19 protein-coding genes and 1 pseudogene are annotated in these 23,351 nt (G+C 48.9%); 4 read left to right on the top strand and 16 right to left on the bottom strand.

Features of this window, described 5'->3' with window-relative positions:
* Positions 1 to 15: 15 nt before the first annotated feature.
* Positions 16 to 2,394 carry a phosphoenolpyruvate synthase gene (ppsA, locus tag M1L23_RS03975; RefSeq protein WP_252625825.1) on the bottom strand — a complete coding sequence of 793 codons (2,379 nt, stop codon included), beginning with the start codon at positions 2,392 to 2,394 and terminating at the stop codon, positions 16 to 18.
* A 120-nt stretch (positions 2,395 to 2,514) separates the two neighbouring features.
* Here ppsA and ppsR point away from each other — a divergent pair, with 120 nt between their 5' ends.
* Positions 2,515 to 3,321 (top strand): posphoenolpyruvate synthetase regulatory kinase/phosphorylase PpsR, encoded by an 807-nt coding sequence (gene ppsR / locus M1L23_RS03970; protein ID WP_252625824.1) that lies wholly within the window; start codon positions 2,515 to 2,517, stop codon positions 3,319 to 3,321.
* Between the two features lie 26 nt (positions 3,322 to 3,347).
* Here ppsR and M1L23_RS03965 read toward each other — a convergent pair whose 3' ends face one another.
* The 3 genes from M1L23_RS03965 to htpX form a co-directional block, all read right to left on the bottom strand.
* Positions 3,348 to 4,724: a class II 3-deoxy-7-phosphoheptulonate synthase gene (locus M1L23_RS03965; RefSeq protein WP_252625823.1), complete on the bottom strand. Its 1,377-nt coding sequence runs from the start codon at positions 4,722 to 4,724 to the stop codon at positions 3,348 to 3,350.
* 108 nt (positions 4,725 to 4,832) lie between these two features.
* Positions 4,833 to 5,471 carry a flavin reductase family protein gene (locus M1L23_RS03960; RefSeq protein ID WP_252625822.1) on the bottom strand — a complete coding sequence of 213 codons (639 nt, stop codon included), beginning with the start codon at positions 5,469 to 5,471 and terminating at the stop codon, positions 4,833 to 4,835.
* The gene (gene htpX, locus M1L23_RS03955) at positions 5,471 to 6,364 is read right to left on the bottom strand and encodes a protease HtpX (RefSeq protein WP_252625821.1); all 894 of its coding nucleotides are present in this window, start codon (positions 6,362 to 6,364) and stop codon (positions 5,471 to 5,473) included. Before htpX ends, M1L23_RS03960 begins: the two co-directional genes overlap by 1 nt.
* A 141-nt stretch (positions 6,365 to 6,505) precedes the next feature.
* On the opposite strand from htpX, the gene pepE reads away from it, so the two are divergent.
* The gene (pepE, locus tag M1L23_RS03950) at positions 6,506 to 7,204 is read left to right on the top strand and encodes a dipeptidase PepE (RefSeq protein ID WP_252625820.1); all 699 of its coding nucleotides are present in this window, start codon (positions 6,506 to 6,508) and stop codon (positions 7,202 to 7,204) included.
* Between the two features lie 11 nt (positions 7,205 to 7,215).
* Here pepE and bioD read toward each other — a convergent pair whose 3' ends face one another.
* From bioD to bioB, 4 genes and pseudogenes are all read right to left on the bottom strand, one after another.
* Positions 7,216 to 7,929, bottom strand: coding sequence for a dethiobiotin synthase (gene bioD / locus M1L23_RS03945; protein ID WP_252625819.1), 714 nt, complete (start codon positions 7,927 to 7,929; stop codon positions 7,216 to 7,218).
* Between the two features lie 14 nt (positions 7,930 to 7,943).
* Positions 7,944 to 8,819 (bottom strand): methyltransferase domain-containing protein, encoded by an 876-nt coding sequence (locus tag M1L23_RS03940; protein ID WP_252625818.1) that lies wholly within the window; start codon positions 8,817 to 8,819, stop codon positions 7,944 to 7,946.
* Positions 8,816 to 10,012 (bottom strand): aminotransferase class I/II-fold pyridoxal phosphate-dependent enzyme, encoded by a 1,197-nt coding sequence (locus M1L23_RS03935; protein ID WP_252625817.1) that lies wholly within the window; start codon positions 10,010 to 10,012, stop codon positions 8,816 to 8,818. Before M1L23_RS03935 ends, M1L23_RS03940 begins: the two co-directional genes overlap by 4 nt.
* 138 nt (positions 10,013 to 10,150) lie before the next feature.
* Positions 10,151 to 11,089 (bottom strand): annotated as a pseudogene (gene bioB, locus M1L23_RS03930) (biotin synthase BioB); the annotation flags it as partial.
* Positions 11,090 to 11,176: 87 nt separating this feature from the next.
* Here bioB and bioA point away from each other — a divergent pair.
* Together bioA and asnS are read left to right on the top strand one after the other, a co-directional pair.
* A complete protein-coding gene (gene bioA / locus M1L23_RS03925; protein ID WP_252626153.1) occupies positions 11,177 to 12,469 on the top strand; it encodes an adenosylmethionine--8-amino-7-oxononanoate transaminase in 1,293 nt (430 codons plus the stop codon).
* A gap of 90 nt (positions 12,470 to 12,559) precedes the next feature.
* Positions 12,560 to 13,960, top strand: coding sequence for an asparagine--tRNA ligase (gene asnS / locus M1L23_RS03920; protein WP_252625815.1), 1,401 nt, complete (start codon positions 12,560 to 12,562; stop codon positions 13,958 to 13,960).
* A 122-nt stretch (positions 13,961 to 14,082) separates the two neighbouring features.
* Here asnS and M1L23_RS03915 read toward each other — a convergent pair whose 3' ends face one another.
* The 8 genes from M1L23_RS03915 to tyrR all read right to left on the bottom strand — a co-directional run bounded on the left by M1L23_RS03915 (position 14,083) and on the right by tyrR (position 23,340).
* A complete protein-coding gene (locus tag M1L23_RS03915) occupies positions 14,083 to 14,535 on the bottom strand; it encodes a type II toxin-antitoxin system YhaV family toxin (protein ID WP_420840627.1) in 453 nt (150 codons plus the stop codon).
* 20 nt (positions 14,536 to 14,555) lie between these two features.
* Complete coding sequence (locus M1L23_RS03910; RefSeq protein ID WP_252625813.1) at positions 14,556 to 14,885, bottom strand: type II toxin-antitoxin system PrlF family antitoxin; 330 nt, start codon at positions 14,883 to 14,885, stop codon at positions 14,556 to 14,558.
* Between the two features lie 114 nt (positions 14,886 to 14,999).
* A complete protein-coding gene (locus M1L23_RS03905) occupies positions 15,000 to 17,531 on the bottom strand; it encodes a S9 family peptidase (RefSeq protein ID WP_252625812.1) in 2,532 nt (843 codons plus the stop codon).
* Between the two features lie 93 nt (positions 17,532 to 17,624).
* Positions 17,625 to 18,278 (bottom strand): maleylacetoacetate isomerase, encoded by a 654-nt coding sequence (maiA, locus tag M1L23_RS03900; protein ID WP_252625811.1) that lies wholly within the window; start codon positions 18,276 to 18,278, stop codon positions 17,625 to 17,627.
* The gene (locus tag M1L23_RS03895) at positions 18,275 to 19,300 is read right to left on the bottom strand and encodes a fumarylacetoacetate hydrolase family protein (protein ID WP_252625810.1); all 1,026 of its coding nucleotides are present in this window, start codon (positions 19,298 to 19,300) and stop codon (positions 18,275 to 18,277) included. Before M1L23_RS03895 ends, maiA begins: the two co-directional genes overlap by 4 nt.
* A complete protein-coding gene (locus tag M1L23_RS03890) occupies positions 19,300 to 20,433 on the bottom strand; it encodes a homogentisate 1,2-dioxygenase (protein WP_252625809.1) in 1,134 nt (377 codons plus the stop codon). The genes M1L23_RS03895 and M1L23_RS03890 overlap by 1 nt, the downstream gene beginning before the upstream one ends.
* Positions 20,426 to 21,502: a 4-hydroxyphenylpyruvate dioxygenase gene (gene hppD, locus M1L23_RS03885; RefSeq protein ID WP_252625808.1), complete on the bottom strand. Its 1,077-nt coding sequence runs from the start codon at positions 21,500 to 21,502 to the stop codon at positions 20,426 to 20,428. Before hppD ends, M1L23_RS03890 begins: the two co-directional genes overlap by 8 nt.
* A 251-nt stretch (positions 21,503 to 21,753) precedes the next feature.
* The gene (gene tyrR, locus M1L23_RS03880) at positions 21,754 to 23,340 is read right to left on the bottom strand and encodes a transcriptional regulator TyrR (RefSeq protein WP_252625807.1); all 1,587 of its coding nucleotides are present in this window, start codon (positions 23,338 to 23,340) and stop codon (positions 21,754 to 21,756) included.
* Positions 23,341 to 23,351: the final 11 nt, after the last annotated feature.

The raw sequence follows: 23,351 nt of genomic DNA, 5'->3' as shown, positions 1-23,351 counted from the left end.
TTCCCTTTCAGTTACTTACTGTTTAGTGGCAAGTTCTTTCGCTAAATATTGCCAAGTATCAACCACCGTGTCTGGGTTTAACGACACTGAATCAATTCCTTGTTCAACCAGCCAGTGGGCAAAGTCGGGGTGATCAGAAGGCCCTTGGCCGCAAATACCCACATACTTCCCACGCTTTTTCGCTATTTGTATGGCCATCGATAATAACGCCTTCACGGCTTCATCGCGCTCATCGAATAAGTGCGCAATAACACCCGAATCGCGGTCTAAACCAAGAGTTAGCTGGGTTAAGTCGTTCGAGCCAATCGAGAAGCCATCGAAAATATCGAGGAATTTGTCGGCTAACAAGGCATTCGACGGTAATTCACACATCATAATTACGCGTAAACCGTTTTCGCCTTTGCGTAGGCCATGTTTCGCCAACACTTCAATAACGCCACGCCCTTCTTCTAAGGTACGTACAAATGGAATCATTATTTCCACGTTGGTTAAGCCCATGTCGTTACGCACCCGTTTAATGGCTTCACATTCAAGGGCAAAACAAGGCTCGAATTCTTCCGACAAATAACGCGAGGCACCACGGAAACCAAGCATGGGGTTTTCTTCTTCCGGCTCGTATTGGTTACCGCCCAGTAAGTTAGCATATTCATTCGACTTAAAGTCAGACATGCGCACAATGACACGCTCAGGCGAGAACGAAGCGGCAATGGTTGAAATACCTTCCACTAAACGGCGAATGTAAAACTCGATAGGATCAGGGTAACCAATAATATGATCGCGAATAGCTTCTTGCATTTCATCGGTTTGCGCGTCGAATTCAAGCAAGGCCCGTGGGTGAATACCAATCATGCGGTTAATAATAAATTCAACCCGCGCTAAACCCACACCTTCATGGGGCAAGGTGGCGAAGTCAAAGGCCCGATCGGGGTTGCCCACGTTCATCATAATTTTAAGCGGTAAGCTTGGCATACTGCCAATTTCCGACTCGGTAATATCAAAGCCTAGTAAGCCGCTGTAAATGGTACCGGTGTCGCCTTCGGCGCAAGAAACCGTTACGTCAATGCCATCGGCAATCAGGTCGGTGGCATTACCACAACCAACCACGGCTGGAATACCCAGTTCACGGGCAATAATTGCCGCGTGGCAAGTACGCCCACCTCGGTTGGTTACAATGGCTGAAGCCCGTTTCATAATCGGCTCCCAATCTGGGTCGGTCATGTCGGTTACTAAAATGTCGCCTGGTTGCACTTGGTCCATATCGTCAATGGAAGCAAGTACCCGCGCCACACCACGGCCAATACGCTGGCCAATTGCACGGCCAGTGGCCAGCACTTCCGAAGTTTCTTTTAAAGCGAAACGTTCTATGCTTTGGCCTTTTTCGTTTGAACGAACGGTTTCAGGACGCGCTTGCACAATATACAACTTGCCGTCTTGGCCGTCTTTGGCCCATTCAATGTCCATGGCACGGCCATAATGCTGTTCAATAATAACGGCTTGTTTGGCCAGCTCATGAATTTCTTCATCGCTTAAAGAAAATTGTCGTTGGCGGGCTTCGTCTACGTCTTGAACTTGTACTTGCTCGCCATGGTCGGTGCTGTCGGAATACACCATTTCAATTTTTTTACTACCCATGGTGCGGCGTAAAATAGCCGGTCGGTCTGCTGCAAGGGTTGGTTTATGCACAAAGAATTCATCGGGGTTAACAGCACCCTGCACCACCATTTCACCAAGGCCATAAGAAGAAGTAATAAATACCACTTGCTCAAAACCCGATTCGGTGTCGATGGAGAACATCACGCCAGCTGTTCCTAAGTCGGAACGAACCATGCGTTGTACCCCAGCAGAAAGAGCCACACCGCGGTGGTCGTAGCCTTGGTGTACACGGTAAGAAATGGCACGGTCGTTAAACAAGGAAGCAAACACATGCTTCATGGCTTCCATTACCGCGTCTAGGCCTTTTACGTTCAAAAAGGTTTCTTGTTGGCCAGCAAACGAAGCATCGGGCATGTCTTCGGCAGTAGCCGAGCTACGTACGGCAAAACTGGCGTCGCTTTGGCCAGCACTTAGCTGCTCGTAAGACTGCCGAATGGCCTCTTCAAATTCTGGCTGAAATGGTGTTTCAATAATCCACTGCCGAATTTGTTTACCTGCCACGGCAAGTGCTTTGACGTCGTCCACGTCCAATGTGTCGAGCAATGCATAAATTTTATCATTAACACCGCTTTGCTCTAGAAAGCGATTAAAAGCTTCCGAGGTTGTGGCAAAGCCGCCTGGAACGGTTACACCGGCCCCGGCAAGGTTGCTAATCATTTCGCCCAAAGAGGCATTTTTGCCCCCTACTCGGCTTACATCACCCATTCCTAAATCTTGATACCAAAGTACAAAGTCTTGCACGGTCTTTTCCTTGTTATCTGCGCATAATTGCTGGAGCGTTTGAAGATGAGAACATTTTACATATTACTCGGCTAAAGGTTAACATGAAAGTCCATTTCAATTGCCGAGATAAACAACTTTATGCGTACCGCCTTTTATATTTCCGACGGCACAGCATTAACGTCTGAAACATTTGGTCACGCGATGCTTTCTATGTTTCCTGTAGAAGTAAAGCACCGCACTCTTTCTTTCATAGACGATGAAGACAAAGCCCGCCAAGCCGTTGAAGAAATAAATACTGCCTATGCCGAATCGGGGGAGAAGCCACTGGTTTTTCATACTATTATCGACAGCACCATTAAAAGTATAATGACCGGTAGTGAAGGGGTTTCCTACGACTTCCTAGCTCACTTTGTAGCCCCAGTGCAAGCGGCCCTTGGGGTTGCCCCACAGCCCTTGGCCAATCGCACCCATGGTATTCACCAAGACTACACCTTTAGAATAGATGCGGTGGACTACACCCTTGCCAATGACGACGGCGTAACCACAAAAAACTACCATGAAGCGGATATTATTTTGGTGGGGGCATCGCGTACGGGCAAAACCCCCACTTGTTTATATTTAGCCTTGCAGTATGGCGTAAAAGCAGCGAATTACCCGCTCACAGAAGAAGACATGCACGACTTAGCATTGCCAGACGAGCTTAAATTGCATCGGCATAAGTTGTTTGGGTTAACTATCAATGCCGATCGGCTACAAAACATACGCGATAACCGCATGGCCAATAGCCGTTATGCGTCGTTTGAGCAGTGTAGGAAAGAAGTCGAACATATCGAAAGTATGTATCGGCGGGAAGCCATTCCTTATTTGAATTCAACTCACGCCTCGGTCGAGGAAATAGCGGCTAAAATAATGAGTATTACTAAATTAAAGCGCTACCGTTACTAAGCCAACTATTTACCTCAAACCAGCTGTTACGAGCTGGTTTGGCCTTGGCGTGCATTTGCTAAAGACTTCGATACCAAAAAAGCCAGCTCGATCACTTGGTCGGCATTTAAGCGCGGGTCGCATTGGCTTTTGTAACGCTGGGCTAAATCAGACTCGGAAATAGCATAGGCACCGCCAGTACATTCGGTAACGTCTTCGCCGGTCATTTCTAAGTGAATACCGCCCGCATAAGACCCTTCCGCCTGGTGAATAGCAAAAAACTGTTCTAATTCGCGCACAATGGCGTCGAAATTACGGGTTTTAAAACCATTGTCGGTTTTAACCGTATTGCCATGCATAGGGTCGCTCGACCACACCACATGGCGCCCTTCTGCTTGCACCCGGCGAATAAGCTGCGGCAAATGGTCTGCCAGCTTGTCGGCCCCCATGCGGGTAATAAAGGTTAATCGGCCCGGTTTGTTTTCTGGGTTAAGGGCATCAATTAACGCAATAGCGTCGTCTGCTTTCGTGTTTGGGCCTAACTTCACGCCTAACGGATTGTTCAGCCCGCGGAAAAACTCCACATGGGCATGATCAAGTTGGCGGGTGCGCTCGCCTATCCACACCATGTGTGCAGAACAGTTGTAAGGCATGCCCGTTAAAGTATCTATGCGGGTTAGCGCCTCTTCATAAGGCAATAACAACGCCTCATGCGAGGTGAATAATTCGGTTTCATGAATAGTCGGGTGGGTTTCAGCGGTTATACCCAGCACTTTCATAAAGCGCAGGGCTTCTTCTAGCTTGGTCACCAATTCTTGGTATTTGTCTTTATGGGGGTTCGACTCCACAAAGCTCATGTTCCACTTATGCACTTTATGTAAATCGGCTAACCCACCTTGGGCAAACGCCCGCAATAGGTTTAAACAAGCAGCCGAATGATGGTAAGCGGTAATCATGCGGTTTGGATCAGGAATACGGGCATCTGCAGTAAAGTCAGGACCGTTAATAATGTCGCCGCGGTAACTTGGTAAGCTTAAGCCGTCGATGGTTTCAAAGTCGCCCGAGCGTGGCTTAGCGTACTGCCCTGCCATGCGCGCCACCTTGGTAACTGGGCACGAGCCAGCAAAGGTAAGCACAATGGCCATTTGTAGAATAACTTTAAAGGTGTCACGAATTTTAGGTGCGGTAAAATCTTGGAACGACTCGGCGCAGTCACCGCCTTGCAAGAGAAAACCATTACCTCGGCATACATTACCAAGGTGGCGCTCTAAGCTACGAATTTCTTCCGCAAACACTAATGGCGGAAAAGACTTTAATTGTGCTTCTACAGCCTGAAGTTGAGCCAAGTCTTGATAGTCTGGCTGCTGTTGGGCTGGGAATTTGCGCCAGCTATTTGCGCTCCACGCTGTCTTACTTGCGGTCATGACATACCTACAATCGTTACAACATTGATTTTACAGCATCAATATACGATGCAAAAGAATAGCAAATAGTAGCCACTAGCGCTTTGGAACGCAAGGCGGAATCCTTATTTATCGGGGCCTTGCTACTGTTTTAATCTGCCCTAAGGTACCAAATTCGCCAGCCCCTAAACGACTTAATGGGTCTAGTTGAGTGGCATCCACCGTTAAACGGCTACGCTGGCGACCGGTTTTGTCTACATATTCCGTTACCGTGGCACACTTGTCGTCAATATATACCTGCTCAATTTCGCCAAAAACAAGGGTTTGCAAGGTTCCTTCAATTTGCTGCGTGCTATGTAATTTACAACCAAACGCAATGGGCACACCGCGTAGTCGGGGCAATGGAAAACCGGCAAAGTCCGTTAGTGGAATGTCTATATTATTCAATTCCGACTCTTCAGCTGGCAAAGTACGCGAGGTTTCATTCACCGCCTCGGCTTGGCTAGCACTGGCAATATGCACCACAAAATAAGGCGACTGTTTAATATTTACCGCAGTGTCTTTACTAAGCCCTGGCGCTTTGGCGTCTACCGAAAACATTAACAATGGCGGTGTACTCGACACGGCGGTGAAATACGAAAACGGTGCCAAATTAAAGTGGCCGTCGGTATGGGTTGAAAGCACCCAAGCAATAGGTCGTGGCACTAAGGTTTGAGTAACCGTGTGGTAAATTTCATTCTTGGTTAAGTTTTTAAACTCTAAAATCATTAAAAACGACCTTGTTGTAACGCCATAATGCGTTTTTCAAGCGGCGGATGCGTGAGTAATAATTCGCTCGCCGACTTTTTACCCGCACGAATACCAAAGGCAGCAAGCGACCCTTCCAGCGCCGACTCGTCATTTCGAATGCGGCCCTGCCCTAAGCGTTGTAACGCAGCTATCATTTTATTCGCCCCAACCAGCTTGGCGGCACCAGCGTCGGCTCGGTATTCACGCTGCCGCGAGAAATACATCACAATAATACTAGCCAAAAAGCCAAACATAATTTCAAACAATACGACTAACCCAAAGTAAACAAAGCCGCCTTGGCCGCGACTGTTTTCTTGATTACCACGCAACACGTTGTTTACCGCGCCAGCAATAAGCCGGGCAAGAAAAATAACGAAGGTGTTTACCACGCCCTGAATTAACGTCAGCGTTACCATATCGCCGTTGGCCACGTGGCTCATTTCATGGGCCAGCACCGCTTCTACTTCATCGCGGGTCATGCTTTGTAATAAGCCGGTTGAAACAGCAATTAAAGAATTATTACGGCTGGGCCCAGTAGCAAAAGCATTTGGCTCGGGCGAGTTATAAATAGCCAGTTCAGGCATGGTTAAGCCCACTTGTTGGGCTTGCCGAGCCACCGTATTAAACAGCCAACGTTCCGTGTCGTTGCGTGGCTGTTGTATAACCTGCGCGCCCGTAGCGCGTTTGGCCATCCACTTCGACATGGCAAGTGAAATAAAAGCGCCACCAAAGCCAAATACGGCAGCAAATAGAAGTAAGCCCTGGGTGCTGCCATAGTCAATGCCAAACACCGCCATTAAAATATTAATAACAATACTGAACACAACCAAAATGGCCAGGTTGGTCGCTAAAAATAAGGCAATACGTTTCATTCGTTCGTTAACCTTGCAAAATAAATACGGTTGAAAATTAGTAAGTGCTAATAATATGGGGGCATATCAGCTCAGTTCAATGTTGACCCGGTAAATGTTAAGCTGATCGCCTCTTTTTTTATGTTTTGAAAGGACTTTACTATGCGTAACCTGCTGTTAATGAGTAGTTCACGAGCCGCTAACCCCGATTATTTAGACCATGGCCTGGCTTGGTTAAGCGAGCATTTTGCAGGCAAACAGGTACTTTTTATTCCCTATGCGGGCGTCACTGTTAGCGCAACCGATTATACCGCCATGGTGGCAGAAGCCTTTGCTAAAATTGATGTGAAAGTAACAGGTATTCATGAATATGAAGATGCACGCCAAGCCATGCAAGAAGCAGAAGCCGTGGCTGTGGGTGGCGGTAACACCTATATGTTGCTGCACAAACTGTATGAAACCGGTAGCTTAGACATTCTTAAACGCCGCATAAACGAAGGTATGCCCTATGCGGGTTGGAGTGCCGGTTCAAACATAGCAGGACCAAGTATTCGTACCACCAACGACATGCCTATTATTCAGCCGCGCTCGTTTAACGCTATAAATGCGGTTCCCTTTCAGCTAAACCCACATTTTACCGACGCTATGCCTGAAGGCCACCGTGGTGAAACCCGCAGCCAGCGTATTGCAGAATTTATGGTGGTGGATAACCACACCCCAGTCATTGGCATTATGGAAGGCACCGCGTTAAAGGTACAAGGCCAGCACATGCACTTACTTGGCGACCGCGACGGCGTGGTGTTTGCCGATCAACAACGCAGAACGCTAAAAGCCGGTAGCAACTGTTCGCACTGGCTGTAAGCTTTTATCTTTTAGCCTTTTACCGCACTCGTTGCTTGCAGCAGCTGCTCACCAAATTGGGCATGCTGCTGCAACCATTGGTGCTCTTGCTCGGGGCAGTTAAAAAACGGTATTTCAGCCAGTAAAGGCATCGGTAAGGCTTGTTTTAAATAAGCCAAATTGGCGTCATATTCAGACATCTGCTTTGCTTGTGGCGAATTAGCCACCCAGCCAACACAGTCAACGCCCCGCGCTTGCATATCGCTCCAAGTCAGTAACGCATGATTCAAACAGCCTAACCGCATACCCACCACCAACAATACCGGTAACTTATTGGCCACCACCCAGTCGGCTAGGGTTTCTGTATTGTTCAATGGTAATAACCACCCGCCTGCCCCTTCAATCACTAAATGGTCAATGCGTTCAGGTAAGGCGTCATAATGCTGCTGTAATACGTGCACCGAAAGCTCAACGCTTTCCCGCTGGGCGGCAATATGTGGGGCAATAGCGGCTTTCAGGGCAATCGGGTTTACTAGCCGGTAGTCGAACTTACTATTACTTGCGCCCTGCAGAATAAGCGCGTCGTCGTTCACCCAAGGGCCGTCGCCAGCACGCTCGCAGCCCGCTGCAATGGGTTTCCAACCATGGTTAACGGCTTGAAATGGAAAGGTTGATAACACCAAGCTAGCTACTTTTGTTTTGCCTATTTCGGTGTCCGTGCCGGTAATAAAAATACGCTTAGCCATACAATAATATCCATTTATAAGTGAAGGTGCTTGCTGCTACCTTTGGTGGCTGACACTAGTGCTACTTGGTAGTTTAGCGGAATACCTTGCGGTTGTCGGTAACGCTCTAGTTCAGCGTTAACTTGTTGTAACCAGTGGGGGGTACGTAACCCTTGCGCCGCTCTATTGGGGCTGTGTTTTTGGCGCTGGCTGGCACCAATGTTTTTCATACTGCGCAGCAAATCGGTGCCGCTGTTATGAAAAGTAGCAACTTCTACCTGCTGCCATTGCACCTGAGTAAAGCCTGCTTGCAGTAAGTGTTGCTGCCATTTGGCCGCAGCTGGGTAGTTATTCAGCACGGGCAATAAACCCAGCTCTACTAAGTGTTCAAGCGGCGTTAAACTGCCCGCCACCAAGGTAGAAAAATGCACTACGCCGCCTGGTTTACTTACCCGATATAATTCATTCGCCACCGCTTGGCGATCAGCACACCACTGCAAGGCCAAATTAGAAAACACCCGGTCGGCAAACCCAGACTGTAACGGCATCGCTTGGGCGTCGCCCACAATCCATCTTGTGCAGCTATGCTCGCCCGGATAGCGCAAACGCGCTTGGCTGATCATTTGCGCCGATAAATCGACTCCCGTGTAGTATTCGCTCAGTGCCTTCAATTTGGGCCAATGCACGCCCATACCACAACCAAGATCTAATAATTGTTTAACGCCGCCAGCCATAGGCTGGTGCTGCCGATATAACTGTTGCAACAATAAACCTGCGCTTTGCTGCTGCAGAGATTCCCTATTCAAAGCGTAGCAATGGTCATAATAGCGCTGCGCCGCCCGATCAAATGCCCGTTGTACATTCTTTTGCGGCGTTGGCCTGGAGTTCATCGCTGTAGAAGCTATCGTCATGTGGCGCTGCCCCCCATAGCCGTGCCTTGGCTCATTAAGCTGGCTAAGGCCTGAAATAATCGCGCCATCGACTGCGGAGTTTGGTGCAAGGTTACGGTAAAGCGTAACCGCGCTTGGCCTTGGGCTACCGTAGGCGGCCGAATAGCTACACAGGTAAAGCCTTGCTGTTGTAGCCCTTGGCTTAAATACAGTGCCCGCTCTGCTCGGCCTACCACTAAGGGCTGAATGGCGCTGGTTGAAGGCATAAAATGCAGGCCATGTTGTTCTGCCAAAGCACGAAACTGCTGTATGTGGTTGGCTAACCGTTGCTGTAGCGAATCAGCAGCCGTTTGCTCGCGCACCAGTTGAATAGCCGCCAGCACAGCGCAAGCTTGCGCCGCCGGCATGGCGGTACTGTAAATGTACTCGCCTGCAGTTTGTACAAGGTACTCGATCCAGCTTTTATTACCGCCCACAAAGGCACCTTGGCAACCCAGCGCCTTACTAAAAGTAGCGCTAAATAAATCAACCTGTTGCCGCTGTGCTTGGCTCAGGCTGCCTTGGCCAGCGATACCTTGACTACCCAAGCCATGGGCGTCGTCGATCAATAACAAAGTGTCTATACCCGCTTGCAATTGCTGCTGTTTTAACCCAATCAGTTGGTCAAAGGGGCCGTTGTCGCCGTCCATACTAAACAATCCTTCGGAAACAATCACAGCGGCTGCATCGCTGTTCAGGCTGGCAAGCTGCTGGCGCAAATGTGCCATATCATTATGCTTAAAGCGTAGCAGCGGCTTATGGGCGGGTAACGCCTGCAAGGCACCTGCATACAGCGACGCATGGCTTAGCCTATCTAATAGCGGGGTAATACCTAACTTGCCAAGCGCCTGCAGTGTGCCTTGGTTAGCTGCATAGCCCGAGCTAAACAACAGCGCCGACTCAAAGCCAAGCCAGTCGCATAGTTGCTCTTCCAACGCACGATGTGGCGCTTGGTAGCCAGTGGTAAGCGGGCTGCCGCCCGAGCCCGTGCCCCATTGTTCAAGCCCTTGTTGAAAGGCGGCAATAACAGCAGGATCACGGCTTAAAGCTAAGTAATCGTTGCTAGAAAAGTTATAGCATAGCGGCACCGCATCATAACGGGCACGTTCACGCCACAGGCTACTGGCCTGGCGCTGCTGTTTATAAGCCTGTAGTGCCTGATTCAGTTTATTCATGCTTTGCGGCCTCGTTTAAGGGGCGGCATTTGCTGTGGCATTCGGTGCGGCATTGTAGAACAGCGGCTTCGGTTCAAGCGCTTGCTGCGCCAGTTCAACCTGCTCTACTTCGTGAGCAAGGTCGGTGTGCTCAAGTTGGCGCTGCTCTGGCACAATGCCGAGGCGCTCAAATAAACGTTGATCCGACTCGGCCACCGGGTTGGCAGTAGTAAGTAACTTTTCCCCATAGAAAATAGAGTTCGCCCCAGCGAAAAAGCACAAGGCTTGTAATTCATCGCTCATGTCTTCGCGCCCCGCCGATAAACGCACGTGCGATTTAGGCATTAAAATACGCGCTACAGCAATGGTACGAACAAATTCAAAGGGGTCGAGATCATCCAAATCAGCCATGGGCGTGCCGGCTACTTTAACCAGCATATTAATAGGTACACTTTCCGGCGGCTGCTCCATATTGGCTAATTGTTGTAATAGCCCCACCCGATCGGACGCTTTCTCGCCCATACCCACAATACCGCCCGAGCATACTTTCATGCCGGCTTCTCGCACATTGTTTAGTGTATTTAAGCGGTCGGCATAGCTACGCGTGGTAATAATATCGCCGTAATATTCAGGTGAGGTATCGAGATTATGGTTGTAATAGTCGAGCCCTGCGGCAGCTAATGCCTGTGCTTTTTCCGTATCGAGCATGCCTAAGGTCATACAGGTTTCTAAGCCAAGTTCTCTTACACCAGTAATCATGGCTTGTAGCTTTGGCATATCGCGGGTTTTCGGATCGCGCCAAGCGGCGCCCATACAAAAACGAGTAGCGCCCGTAGCTTTAGCCCGCTCGGCTTGCTCTAGCACTTGCTGCACTGCCATTAACTGTTCTTTTTCTAAGCCGGTGTCGTAACGCGCGCTCTGCGGGCAGTACTTACAGTCTTCCGGGCATGCCCCGGTTTTAATAGAAAGCAACGTAGACACTTGCACTTCGTTGGGTTTAAAGTGCTGCCTATGCACGGTTTGCGCTTGAAATAGTAAATCGTTAAAAGGGAGATCAAACAAGGCTTTAATTTGCTCTCGCGGCCATAAAGTGGTCATAATAAATTCCATTGCCCATGAATAAACTCGATAAGAATAACCGCACAAGGTAAACTGTCAATATTGTTACAACAACCAAGTTTACCTATGCTTACTTTTCAATCAATCCAGTCAGACTTATTATTTGATGCCCAGCACATTTGGCACCCCTATACGTCGTTAACCACGCCTTTACCTACCTATCCGGTAGTTTCTGCGGCGGGTACTAAACTTAAATTAGCCTGTGGTACCGAATTGGTGGACGGTATGGCGTCGTGGTGGTCGGCCATACATGGTTATAACCACCCGCGGCTAAACCAAGCTTTGGCTGATCAAGCCAGCCAAATGAGCCATGTGATGTTTGGCGGTATTAGCCACCCTCCTGCCGTACACCTAGCTCGAAAGCTGCTAGCAATGGCACCTGAGCCCTTAGAAACGGTATTCTTTGCTGATTCCGGCTCTATTGCGGTGGAAGTAGCAATAAAAATGGCGCTACAGTTTCAAGCCAGCCGTGGTTTGCCAGCAAAATCAAAGCTACTCACCATTCGCCAGGGGTATCATGGCGACACCTTTGCCGCCATGGCCGTGTGTGATCCGGTCAATGGAATGCATGGGCTCTTTCAAGGAGTATTACCTCAACACCTATTTGCTCCGGCTCCCGAACTTACCCCAAACGATGAATGGGATAACAGCGAGCTCGATGCTATGCAGCAACTGTTAGAGCAGCACGCCAATAGTATTGCCGCCATTATTTTAGAGCCTATGGTGCAAGGCGCTGGGGGAATGCGGTTTTACCATAAGAATTATTTAGCCGGCGTGCGGCGCTTAGCCGATGAATACGATGTATTGCTTATAGCCGACGAAATTGCCACAGGCTTTGGCCGCACCGGCGAATTGTTTGCCTGTAACCATGCGGGCATTAGCCCCGACATTATGTGCGTGGGTAAAGCCCTTACGGGTGGTTATATGACTTTAGCGGCCACGTTAGCTACGCGCCATGTGGCCACCACCATAAGTAACGGTGAAGCCGGCGTACTCATGCATGGGCCAACTTTTATGGCGAATCCATTAGCCTGCGCTGTCGCGTATGAAAGCTTAAGCCTTATTGAAGAAGGCAGCTGGCGCGCCGATGTCGCCCGTATAGAGCAACAACTTATCAACGAACTCGCCCCCTGCCGCGCCTATAACAGTGTGGCCGATGTGCGGGTGTTTGGTGCCATCGGTGTGATTGAAATGGTGGCGAGCGTGGATGTAGCCAAGGCCCAAGCCTTTTTTGTGGCGCAAGGCGTTTGGATCCGCCCGTTTGGTAAACTGATCTACATTATGCCGCCGTATATTTGTAACCAAGACGACATAAAACAGCTGACTACCGCCATGCAGGCTTATTGCCTACTTGAGTGAAAAAATACTAGAGCCGACGTTTTAGCTTGAGTATCATAGCAGGCAAGGTAATATATCGAATCATTTTTAACTTGCAGTTGGAGAACATCAATGACCTTTGCAGTTGTCAAAGACATTTTGGCAGGAAAACATGCTGTGGGCGACACCATAGTGCTTCGTGGTTGGGTACGCACACGCCGTGACTCAAAAGCAGGCTTTTCCTTTATAAATTTGCACGACGGTTCGTGCTTTGACGCTGTGCAGGCTGTGGTTCCCAATTCGCTGTCGAATTATCAGAACGAAGTACTGAAGCTAACTACCAGTTGTTCTGTGTCGATAACCGCTACCGTGACCGAGTCGCAAGGTAAAGGCCAAGAGTTTGAGCTTCTTGCCAGTGAGCTTGAGGTATTAGGCTGGGTAGAAGATCCTGAAACCTACCCAATGGCGCCTAAACGGCACACCATGGAGTATTTGCGTGAGTATGCACACCTACGCCCTCGCACCAACGTAACCGGCGCAGTAACCCGTGTACGCCACACGCTCGCCCAGGCCATTCATCGTTTCTTCCATGAAGAAAACTTCTTCTGGGTCAGCACCCCTATTATTACCACCAGTGACGCCGAAGGCGCCGGTGAGCTGTTTCATGTGTCGACGCTGGATATGACTAATATCCCGCGCAATGAAGACGGCAGTGTTGATTACAAACAAGACTTTTTCGGTAAAGAAGCCTTCTTAACCGTATCGGGCCAGCTGAACGCTGAAGCTTATGCGTGTGCCCTGTCAAAGGTGTACACCTTTGGCCCCACTTTCCGTGCCGAGAATTCAAACACCAGCCGCCACTTAGCGGAATTCTGGATGGTTGAGCCGGAAGTGGCCTTCGCCGACTTAGACGGTGTCGCCAAACTTGCCGAAGACATGCTCAAATATGTGTTTAAAGCGGTGCTTGCCGAGCGGCCAGACGACATGGCATTTTTTGCCGAGCGTATCGACAAAGAAGCCATTACGCGTTTAGAACACGTGATTAACAACGATTTCGTGCACATGGACTACACCGACGCGATCGACATTTTGTTGAAAAGCGGAAAAGAGTTTAAATACCCTGTGGCTTGGGGCGTCGACTTACAGTCGGAGCACGAGCGTTATTTAGCTGAAGAGCACGTGGGTGCGCCGGTTATTTTGAAAAACTACCCGCGTGATATTAAAGCCTTCTATATGCGCCAGAATGAAGACGGTAAAACCGTGGCCGCCATGGACGTATTAGCCCCAGGTATTGGTGAGATTATTGGCGGTAGCGCCCGTGAAGAGCGTTTAGACTTGCTCGACAAGCGTATTGATGAAATGGGTCTGCCAAAAGAAGAATACGGCTGGTATCGCGATTTACGCCGTTATGGTACCGTGCCTCACGCCGGCTTTGGCTTAGGCTTTGAGCGCTTAGTGTCGTATGTAACCGGTATGTCGAACATTCGTGATGTTATCCCCTTCCCACGGGCACCACACAGCGCCGATTTTTAATGTATCAGTACATTATTTGAATTAAAAAATGCCCCGCAAGTTGAATTGCTTCCCTAATAGTTGGACATTCCAATTACAGGGAGCAATTCAGAGTGCGAGGCTTTTGCTTTGAACGGTGTTTGTTACGTCGCAACTTCGTCCTTGGCTGCTTTTAAAAGGTCATCCCAATTCTCAGGAGGATAACCTGACTTTAATTTTTTTTCGAACGCTTTGTAAACATCGGTCTTGCTACCGTATGCTCGTTTATTTTTCTCGTCATTAACCCAAACATAAACAATGATTTTTGACTCTAAATGATAGCGAAAAAACAAGCGGTACTGTTGGAAGAACTTTGCTCGAAACCAATGCTTATTATCACCCCCTAATGTAGTTCCCTGTCGAAACTCAACGCTAGTAGGATCATGTGGTATTAATTCGAAGATTAGCCTTTGAATCGCCGCTAATCGTTTCGTGGCATTCTTTTTACGGTAGCCCTTAGGATCTTTATTCCGTAAAGCCTCAACTTGTGCTTTCAGGTTAAGGTACTGTTCTTTAAACAATGGATGAAGGTAAAGTGTCCAACCATTTACGACCATTGGTAGCGTTTTTTGCAAACTTACTCGTCCTCATCCAATAACGGAGCATCTAAATCAATCTCAACACCTTCAACCAAGGCAGCAACACTTTCACGCATACTTGCTGATATCTGATCTAACTTTTCTGGATGATTCTGCATATCGCTCGCTATGAATGATAAAAACTCGGCAAGCACAGGATCGCTTTTATTTGTTTCTACACGCGAGATAACCACGCTGCCATCAGACTGAATAGCATATTTGATTTTGTCTTTCTTACCTAAGTGCAATGCCTGACGAACAGGACTAGGCACTGTCGTTTGAAAACGGTCTGTAAGTGTAGATTCAGCTTCTAAAGCAACATGTGTCATAGCAACCTCTATTTTTTACTTCTTTCATTAATTTTTATTGTAGTATGAACAAAGAGGTAATGCAATTGCATTACCCCCAACCTAGGTCGGGGGTTTTGCTGACTTCTTAAACGATTACTTTAAATTATCTTCAAACAACTTAAACATTTTCCGGTATTCATTTAACCAACTCGACGGTTGCACGAAGCCATGCGGCTCAACTGGGAAAATAGCTGTTTCAAAATTGTCTTTTTCCAGCTCTATAAAACGCTGCACAATACGCACCGTGTCTTGGAAGAACACGTTGTCGTCTACCATAGGTGCGTTAATGAGCAAGGCGTCTTGTAGCCCGTCGGCAAAGTAAATGGGCGAGCTACGACGGTAGGCAATAGGGTCGTCTTGTGGCAAGTTCAAAATATTTGCCGTGTAACCGGTGTTGTAATGGGCCCAGTCACTTACCGGGCGTAATGCGGCACCGGCTTTAAACAAACCTGGCTCTTTAAACAAAGCCATAAAGGTTAAGAAACCACCGTACGAACCACCGTAAGTACCCACCCTATCCGTGTCTACATTGGTGTTTTCACCCATCCACTGCACTACGTCAACTAAGTCTTCTACTTCAGGTGTGCCCATTTGGCGGTACACGGCCGTACGCCAGTCGCGGCCGTAGCCAGCCGAGCCACGGAAGTCTAAGTCGAGTACCACATAGCCCTGTTCAAGCAGCAGGTTGTGGAACATAAATTCGCGGAAGTAACCCGAGAAACCCGCATGGGCGTTCTGCAAGTAACCCGCTCCGTGTATAAACACCACCGCTGGGTATTTGTCGGCGGCATTGGCGTCGTAACCTTCCGGCAAGTACACCCGGCTATAAATGGGGTGTTCACCATGGCTTGAAGGTACCGCCACAATGTCGGGCGCGGTCCAAGGCATGGCGCTAAACTGCTCAGAAATGGTATGGGTAATGCGCTGTGCTTGCGCCCCTACTTGGTTGGCTTGCACATAAAGCTCGGTTGGCTGTAGCGCGTTCGAGTGTGACAACAATAGCGTCGACTCGTCTGGGCTTAAACTATAGCTGGTCATGCCGCCTAAGTTGGTTAACTGCACCACGTCACCACCATTCACCGACACGCGGTAAATTTCATACACGCCAGGGTGGGTTTTATTGGCACGGAAGTAAAAATTCTCCGCTGTTTGATCGAGCACCACTTCGTCAACCAAATAGTTGCCCGCGGTAATTTGCTGGGTACGGCCTTTATTGGCTAGGTCGCGAATATAAATATGGCCATAGCCACTTTCTTCCGATGAATACCACAGCTTGTTGCTGTTCGGTAACCAGCCCATATCGTTAAAGTGGCGGTTAATCCAGGCATCGTCGTGCAGGCGATGCTGGTTCACTAAAGTGTGGTTATTAAAGTCGACAGTGGCGATCCAGCGATCTTTGTTGTCCCAGGCGCGCAGCATTATTGCAACCCCAGTCGCAACACCTGTTGCAGCGCCTTCACCGTTTGTTTGCCAAACTATATTGCCTTGGCCTGCAGACCAATTAGGCATTACGCCAATGGCACGGGCAGCTTTTTTACTTTCGTATTTTTCGCCTCGAGCGGCGTAGTTTTCTTCACGCACACTTTTTAGCACGTCTTCATCAAAGCCTGGCAAGGTGTGGTAGCCCAGCTGATGTTTGGTGCCCGTGTTTAGGTCAAGTAAAAATAGCTCCTGATGTACAGGTTTGGCATCGGCCACACGGCGACGCACATTTTGTAACTCAACGCGGCCTGATTCGGTGACAAAGCGCGGCATGTGGTCGCCGTCGGCCCGCCAGCTTTGTGGCTCGGTAATAGCCACAATAAGTTTGTCGCCCGTTGGCGCTAGGCTGGCTTCTGCTATTTGCTTGTTTTTACCTAAATAAAACGGCGCCGGTGCTGTGGCGGCGTTATTTGTTTGTACGGCTGTGCGGTAATCGTGGTTTTGCTGGCGCTGTTGGCGCTGTACTTGGTTGTACAGCATTAACTCTACTTCTTCCTTAGCAAGGTAGTCGGCTGGCGCCTGCACCGGCTCAGGGGCGTCTGACGTTGCTAAGCTAACTAATAACTGGGTACGGCCACTGCTTGGGTCAATAGCGAAAAAGTCGTTACCTTGGCGAAAGCTTAAGCGGCCATCGGTTAAAAACTGCAAGCTTGAACGGTTTTGGTGATCTTGGGTTAATTGTTGAATCTGGCCATTGGCGGTATTGATCACAAAAATATTACGCTCAAAAACATAAGCAGCCTGGCTGCGATCAGCGCTATACACCCGCGAATCAGTCGCTTCTTGGTGCAGGGCACTTAATGCCACTTCATTCACCAAGGGCTGCTCGGCTGCTAAAGAAACCCGTTGCAAGGTGCGTACAGGGCTACCGGCTTGCTTCTGCTGAAACAATACGCTGCTGCCGTCTACCGACCAAAATGGCCGCTCTGGGCTGCGGCCCATCCAGTCGGGGTCGGCCATAATTTGTTCAAGGGTAAAGGTTTGCGCTGCTGTTTGGCTAAGGCTGGGCTTATTAACCTGCACTGCGGTGCTAAGTTTGGCGGCCGGCACAATAACTGCCGCCGTAGCAGTTGTGCTGTCTGTCATGGCACACGAGGTGCTAAACAGTGCAGCTGAAATGGCTAACACGAGTGTTTTTTTCATTCTTCGTTCCTATATAAATTTCTAGGCTACTGAAAGTTGTGCCCTATTAAAGCAAAAGCGCCCGCTGGTGGCGAGCGCGATTGCGTTTAATGGTCATCCTTTAGCGTCGGGTTCAGCGTCGGGTTGAGCTTCGGGTCGTGCCCGTTGAAAGGCAGCAAGGCTTTCTAAGTGTTTATATACCGCCATAATTTTCGGATAAGGGCTTAAGTCGACCTTAAAGCGCTTGGCATTATATACCTGTGGTACTAAACAAATGTCGGCCAAGCTTACCGTGTCGCCAACACAGCAACTGCCTGCGTGTTGGTGTAGGCGCTGCTCGAAGGCACTAAAGGTAGTGTTCACCCAATGATGAATCCACGCCAAGCGTGTTTCATCAGTAACCTTTAAGGTGCCCGTTAAATACTGCAGCACCCGTAAGTTGGTAATGGGTTGTAGCTCGGCCGCCATATCAAGCGCCAACATACGCACAATTGCCGCTTGTTGCGGATCGGTTGGAATCAAGCGTACGTCTGGGTGTAAAGTGTCTAGGTACTCAATAATGGCCAGCGACTGGTTAATGGTAAAATCACCATCCACCAAGGTAGGCACCAGCCCTATTGGATTTAGCTTTTTATAGTCGGCTTGTTTTTGCTCACCGCCGCCGCGCACTAAATGCACCGGCACATAGTCAAAAGCCAATTCTTTTAAGTGCAGCGCTATACGGGTGCGGTAACTTGCCGACGAGCGCCAGTAACCGTACAGTTTCACGAATTTGGCCCTTGATACTTCACCATTTTTTGGTCAATTGCGCCAAAAATGGAAGCGCCCTGCTCATCTAACATTTCAATACGAATGCTGTCGCCAAAGCTCATAAATGGCGTACTTGGTTTGCCGTCGCGAATGGTTTCGATCATGCGTATTTCAGCAATACAGCTATAACCCACACCGCCTTCCGCGATGCTACTGCCATGTTCAGTGCCTTGCTTGTTCGACACGGTACCTGAGCCAATAATAGTACCCGCACTTAAAGGGCGTGATTTTGCCGCGTGGGCCACTAACTGAGCAAAGTTGAAGGTCATGTCTTCGCCCGCATTAGGTTTGCCAAACAAGGCCTTGTTATAGGTCGACATTAACGGCAAATGCACTTTGGTGTCTTGCCAATGTTCCCCTAGCTCGTCTGGAGTAATTGCCACCGGCGAAAACACCGAAGAGGGTTTCGACTGAAAAAAACCAAAACCTTTAGCCAGTTCACCCGGAATAAGGCCACGCAGCGACACGTCATTCACCAGCATGAGTAGCTTAATGTGCTCACCAGCTGTGGCTGAGTTCACTGCCATTGGCACGTCGTCGGTAATAACGGCGATTTCCGCCTCAAAGTCGATACCCCACTCGTCGCTAGGTAAAGGTACGTCTTGGCGCGGGCCTATAAAGGCGTCGGAGCCACCTTGGTACATGAGGGGATCATGCCAAAAGCTTTCTGGAATTTCTGCCCCACGGGCTTTACGCACTAATTCCACGTGGTTTACATAGGCACTACCGTCGGCCCATTGGTATGCACGTGGTAAGGGCGACTCGCAGGCACTTTCATCGAAAGCCACAGCGTCGGCTAATTTGTTGTTGTTAAGCGCAATATATACTTCGCGTAATTGCGGCTCAACGTCTTGCCAGCGGTCGAGGGCGTCTTGCAAGGTAGCCGCAATTTCAGGTACGGCCACGGCGCGGGTTAAGTCTTTACTTACAACAACTAAATAGCCGTCGCGGGTACCATTGCGGTAGGTTGCCAATTTCATTATTTCTTCTCCTGCCAGCTATTCACATAGTCTGGGTTTTCAACAGCTAGGGCCGCTTCGCCAACACTAAGCGCATCGCGCGTGTCGAGCATCAGTGCCACTTCGTCGGTGAATTTCTTTTTATATTCTAAACCCGCTTGAAAGGCCTTCGGGTGCGGCCCGTGAGTAAAGCCAGCGGGGTGAAAAGTTACCGAGCCCTTGGCAATATTATCACGGCTAAAGAAGTCGCCCGCATGATAAAACAACACTTCGTCGTAATCGTCGTTGTTATGATAGAAAGGCACTTTCGACGCCCCTGGGTCGCTTTCAATCGGCCGTGGTACAAAGGTACACACCACAAACCGTTCGGCCACAAAAGTGGTATGGGCCGAAGGTGGTAAGTGATAACGGTGGCTCATCAACGGTCTAAAGTCGCGCCAATTTACCCGCACGGGGGCTAAGTCGCCATGCCAACCCACCACATCAAGGGGGTTGTAAGGAAAGGTAATCACCGACACTTCGCCGTGCCGTTTCACCTCTACTTGCCAGCTGTCGTTGCTGTATTGATCTTTAAAGGCTTGGTTGATTTCTGGTACGTCTAAACAGGCCGGATCAAAAATAGCATGATTCCCCACCAAGCCTTTATCGGGCAACTGATACGAGCCATTGGTGGTTTCTATCATGACAATTTGCATGGCCGAACTAGGCTCTAAGCGCCAATTGGTTGAGCGTGGAATAACTAAATAGTCACCGTCGCGCAAGGTTAAATGGCCATAGTCGCAAAAAAACTCACCGCCACCCTCGTGGATAAACAACAAATCGTCGCCATCGGAGTTACGGGCTAGCTTTTTCATGGGCTCACTAACGTGCCAAATACGAAACTTGCAGTGGGCGTTATGCAATAAGTGAGGTGCCATCCAGGGCGAGGCCGTATTGAGCTCTTGCATTTGGTGAAAATTAAAAGCCCGTGGTCGCAATGGGCCTTCCCAGCTACTCCAGCCCGTAGGCGCATGGGTATGATGAAAGTGCGTGGCTGGGCCGAAGAATCCACTTCGGCCGGCCTCCCGTTCATAAATAGCTTCTGGTGGGAAATCAGCGTGGGCTTGGCGCGAAGCCGTACCCACTTGTTTCGGAAACGAGATAGGTTTACGCATCGCTTAATACTCCGCGGCGTATTTGGTCCTCTTCAATCGATTCAAACAAAGCTTTAAAGTTACCTTCGCCGAAGCCTTCATTGCCTTTACGCTGAATAATTTCGAAGAACACAGGGCCAATTACTGTTTTGGTAAATATTTGCAGCAAAATACCGTCTTTTAAGGGCGCACCATCAATCAGTACCCGTAAGTCTTTTAAGTCTTCCACGTTTTCCGTGTGCCCTTCTACCCGCTCATCAATCATTTCGTAATAAGTATCTGGGGTAGGCATAAACTCCATACCGCCGTCGCGTAGGGTACGCACCGTGTGATAAATGTCGTTACTGTTCATGGCAATATGCTGAATACCTTCACCTTTATATTCGCGTAAGTATTCTTCAATTTGTGACTTGTCGTCGTGCGACTCGTTAATAGGAATACGAATTTTACCGCAAGGCGAGGTCATGGCGCGGCTAATTAAACCCGTTAGCTTGCCTTCAATGTCGAAGTAACGCACTTCGCGGAAGTTGGCAATGCGCTCATAGAATCCAGCCCAAACGTCCATGTTGCCACGGAACACGTTATGGGTAAGGTGGTCGACTAAGTCCATGCCCGATTCATTCTTCAACATTTCGGCTTCCCAGTTGTCGTAAAACTGGAAGTCGACGTCGTAAATGCTGTGCTGGCCGTAGCGGTCAACGAAATACAGTGCGCTTTCACCAATGCCATACACGGCAGGAATATTCAGCTCCATTACACCAACGTCGGCTTTAAATTCTTTGGCGCCGTTTGCTAATGCATGTTTAAAGGCGTGCTCGGCGTCTTTTACCCGCCATGCCATACCGCATACGCTTGCACCGTGAGCTGAAGCGAAGGTTTCTGCTTGCGAGCTTGGCTGGGCATTTATAATAAAGTTAATGTCGTTTTGCTTATACAGCCATACTTCTTTACGGCGATGCTTCGCTACTTCAGTAAAGCCAAGTTGCTTGAATAAGTCTTTCAGTGCCTGAATACCTTTTTCGTCTGGTGCAGTGTATTCAACAAACTCGAAACCGTCGGTACCCATTGGATTAATTTTTTGATCAGACATGAATTCAACTCCTGTTGTAATAAATGGCCTGTGTGTCATGTTGTTGTACAAAAGCGTACTCGTGTAGACCACAAGCTTCTTAATTTATGGTTTTGTTACTTCTTTGTTGGTATCTCTTGTAGCGCGTACGGGGGGTGTTTGGCTAGCTTTTCGCAAAGTTCATACGGGTGTATGAAAAAAGGGCATGTGTAACCAATTTGTTACAAACGCCCTTTTTAATGCCATGCAGCCTTTAATGTGGAAATATTTCTTTACTCGGCTTGGCCGTCTGTATCGTTTTTTGTACGCTTTGCCGTGCGGCGTTGTTTACCAATGCCGTACTCCCGTAGCTTATTGGCAATGGCCGTGTGGCTTAAGCCCAGCTTTGCCGCGAGTTGGCGGGTACTTGGGTAGCTTGGGTAAAGTCGTTTTAATAGCGAGCTTTCAAACCGCTTCACCGCCGTTTCAAGGCTTTCTTCACCTAGGTCGATGGCAAGTGGATCAAACGACGGGGTGGTGTCGGGTAATAAAATATGGCCCGGCTCAAGGGTGTTGCCTTCAAGCATAGACACCGCTCGGTATAAGGTGTTTTCCAATTGGCGCACATTACCCGGCCAGCTGTATTGAACTAAATGCTTCATACAGGCCTTCGACACCTGGGCCATTGGCCGTTGTAAGGCCGAACAAAACTTATACACAAAATGCTCGGTTAATAGTTCAATGTCGCCCTTCCGCTCGCGTAGTGGCGGCAAGTAAAGGCTTAATACATTTAGCCGGTAATACAAGTCTTCACGAAAGCTGCCCTGCTCTACTTTTTCTAATAGTTCACCGCGGGCTAAACAAATGAGCCGAATGTCTACGCTCACCATTTGCTCTTCGCCAATACGTCGAAACGAACCGTCTTCTAAAAAACGTAATAATTTGGCTTGTAATTCTTGCGACATGTCGGCTACAGAGTCGAGCAACACCGTGCCACCGTTCGCTTGTTCAAAAATACCTTTTTTACCTTGTGGGTGGTGGGTAAAAATACCAGGGCCATAACCAAACAGCTCACTTTCCGCCACATTGTCGGGTAAGGCGCCACAGTTTACCGCCAAAAACGGCTCGTTGGCGCGGCTGCTGGCTTGGTGGCAAGCGCGGGCAATTAACTCTTTGCCTACACCGGTTTCACCTTCCAGTAATAAGGGTGCGCCTAATTGCGCCATGCGGGCGGCGTCGCGCAGAATACGGCGAATACCCGCATGTTGGGTAAGCACCGTATTAAATGCCGAGCTTTCTTCGTTACTTAAGCCGTTTGGTGGAATGGGCTCGGCTTGGCAATGAATAACAGCACCAGCAAAAGCAGGCTCACCTTGTTTGTCGTTAAGCCACAGAGGTAATACTTGGGCTTGATACCAAGTACCGCCAAGTTGTATTTTTTCTGCCAAGGGCTCGGTGGGCTTTTGCTCTAACCAGCGCCGTGGAAAACCGGTCGACCAGTCGGCAATAAGCTCGCCCCGCAGCTGCTCTTTGCTTTGCTTTAACAACGCCGTAACCGCCGCATTAGCAATATCAATACGCCCTTTGTCGTCAATACTTAACACCGGATTAGGCAGCGCATTCAGTAATAAGTTAAATTCGAAGTGTTCACGCTCAAAAGGCAGGTACGACACAGTTTTAACGTCTTCCACATTCGGAATCAGCCTAATTTTAGGCATTAGCATGCGTAATTCGTCGAACTCAAGCGAGGGAAAACTTAAATAAATTTTACCCACAGGGTCTACTTCAATGCCGCGTAAGTCTATTTCGTACTCGCGCAATATAGTAAGCACCTCTTGGCAAATACCAAGGCGATCACTACAGGTAATTTCTAGGCGCATTGCAAAGGGCC

Source organism: Aliidiomarina quisquiliarum, from assembly GCF_023922585.1.
Classification (GTDB): domain Bacteria; phylum Pseudomonadota; class Gammaproteobacteria; order Enterobacterales; family Alteromonadaceae; genus Aliidiomarina; species Aliidiomarina quisquiliarum.
Note: the sequence above shows the minus strand (reverse complement) of the source record. Positions and strands in the feature narration are given on the sequence as shown.

Coding starts and splice junctions, on each gene's coding strand:
- ppsR (WP_252625824.1), top strand. CDS start 2,515: ATGCGTACCGCCTTTTATATTTCCGACGGCACAGCATTAACGTCTGAA.
- M1L23_RS03965 (WP_252625823.1), bottom strand. CDS start 4,724: ATGACCGCAAGTAAGACAGCGTGGAGCGCAAATAGCTGGCGCAAATTC.
- M1L23_RS03960 (WP_252625822.1), bottom strand. CDS start 5,471: ATGATTTTAGAGTTTAAAAACTTAACCAAGAATGAAATTTACCACACG.
- htpX (WP_252625821.1), bottom strand. CDS start 6,364: ATGAAACGTATTGCCTTATTTTTAGCGACCAACCTGGCCATTTTGGTT.
- pepE (WP_252625820.1), top strand. CDS start 6,506: ATGCGTAACCTGCTGTTAATGAGTAGTTCACGAGCCGCTAACCCCGAT.
- bioD (WP_252625819.1), bottom strand. CDS start 7,929: ATGGCTAAGCGTATTTTTATTACCGGCACGGACACCGAAATAGGCAAA.
- M1L23_RS03940 (WP_252625818.1), bottom strand. CDS start 8,819: ATGACGATAGCTTCTACAGCGATGAACTCCAGGCCAACGCCGCAAAAG.
- M1L23_RS03935 (WP_252625817.1), bottom strand. CDS start 10,012: ATGAATAAACTGAATCAGGCACTACAGGCTTATAAACAGCAGCGCCAG.
- bioA (WP_252626153.1), top strand. CDS start 11,177: ATGCTTACTTTTCAATCAATCCAGTCAGACTTATTATTTGATGCCCAG.
- asnS (WP_252625815.1), top strand. CDS start 12,560: ATGACCTTTGCAGTTGTCAAAGACATTTTGGCAGGAAAACATGCTGTG.
- M1L23_RS03915 (WP_420840627.1), bottom strand. CDS start 14,535: ATGGTCGTAAATGGTTGGACACTTTACCTTCATCCATTGTTTAAAGAA.
- M1L23_RS03910 (WP_252625813.1), bottom strand. CDS start 14,885: ATGACACATGTTGCTTTAGAAGCTGAATCTACACTTACAGACCGTTTT.
- M1L23_RS03905 (WP_252625812.1), bottom strand. CDS start 17,531: ATGAAAAAAACACTCGTGTTAGCCATTTCAGCTGCACTGTTTAGCACC.
- M1L23_RS03895 (WP_252625810.1), bottom strand. CDS start 19,300: ATGAAATTGGCAACCTACCGCAATGGTACCCGCGACGGCTATTTAGTT.
- M1L23_RS03890 (WP_252625809.1), bottom strand. CDS start 20,433: ATGCGTAAACCTATCTCGTTTCCGAAACAAGTGGGTACGGCTTCGCGC.
- hppD (WP_252625808.1), bottom strand. CDS start 21,502: ATGTCTGATCAAAAAATTAATCCAATGGGTACCGACGGTTTCGAGTTT.
- tyrR (WP_252625807.1), bottom strand. CDS start 23,340: ATGCGCCTAGAAATTACCTGTAGTGATCGCCTTGGTATTTGCCAAGAG.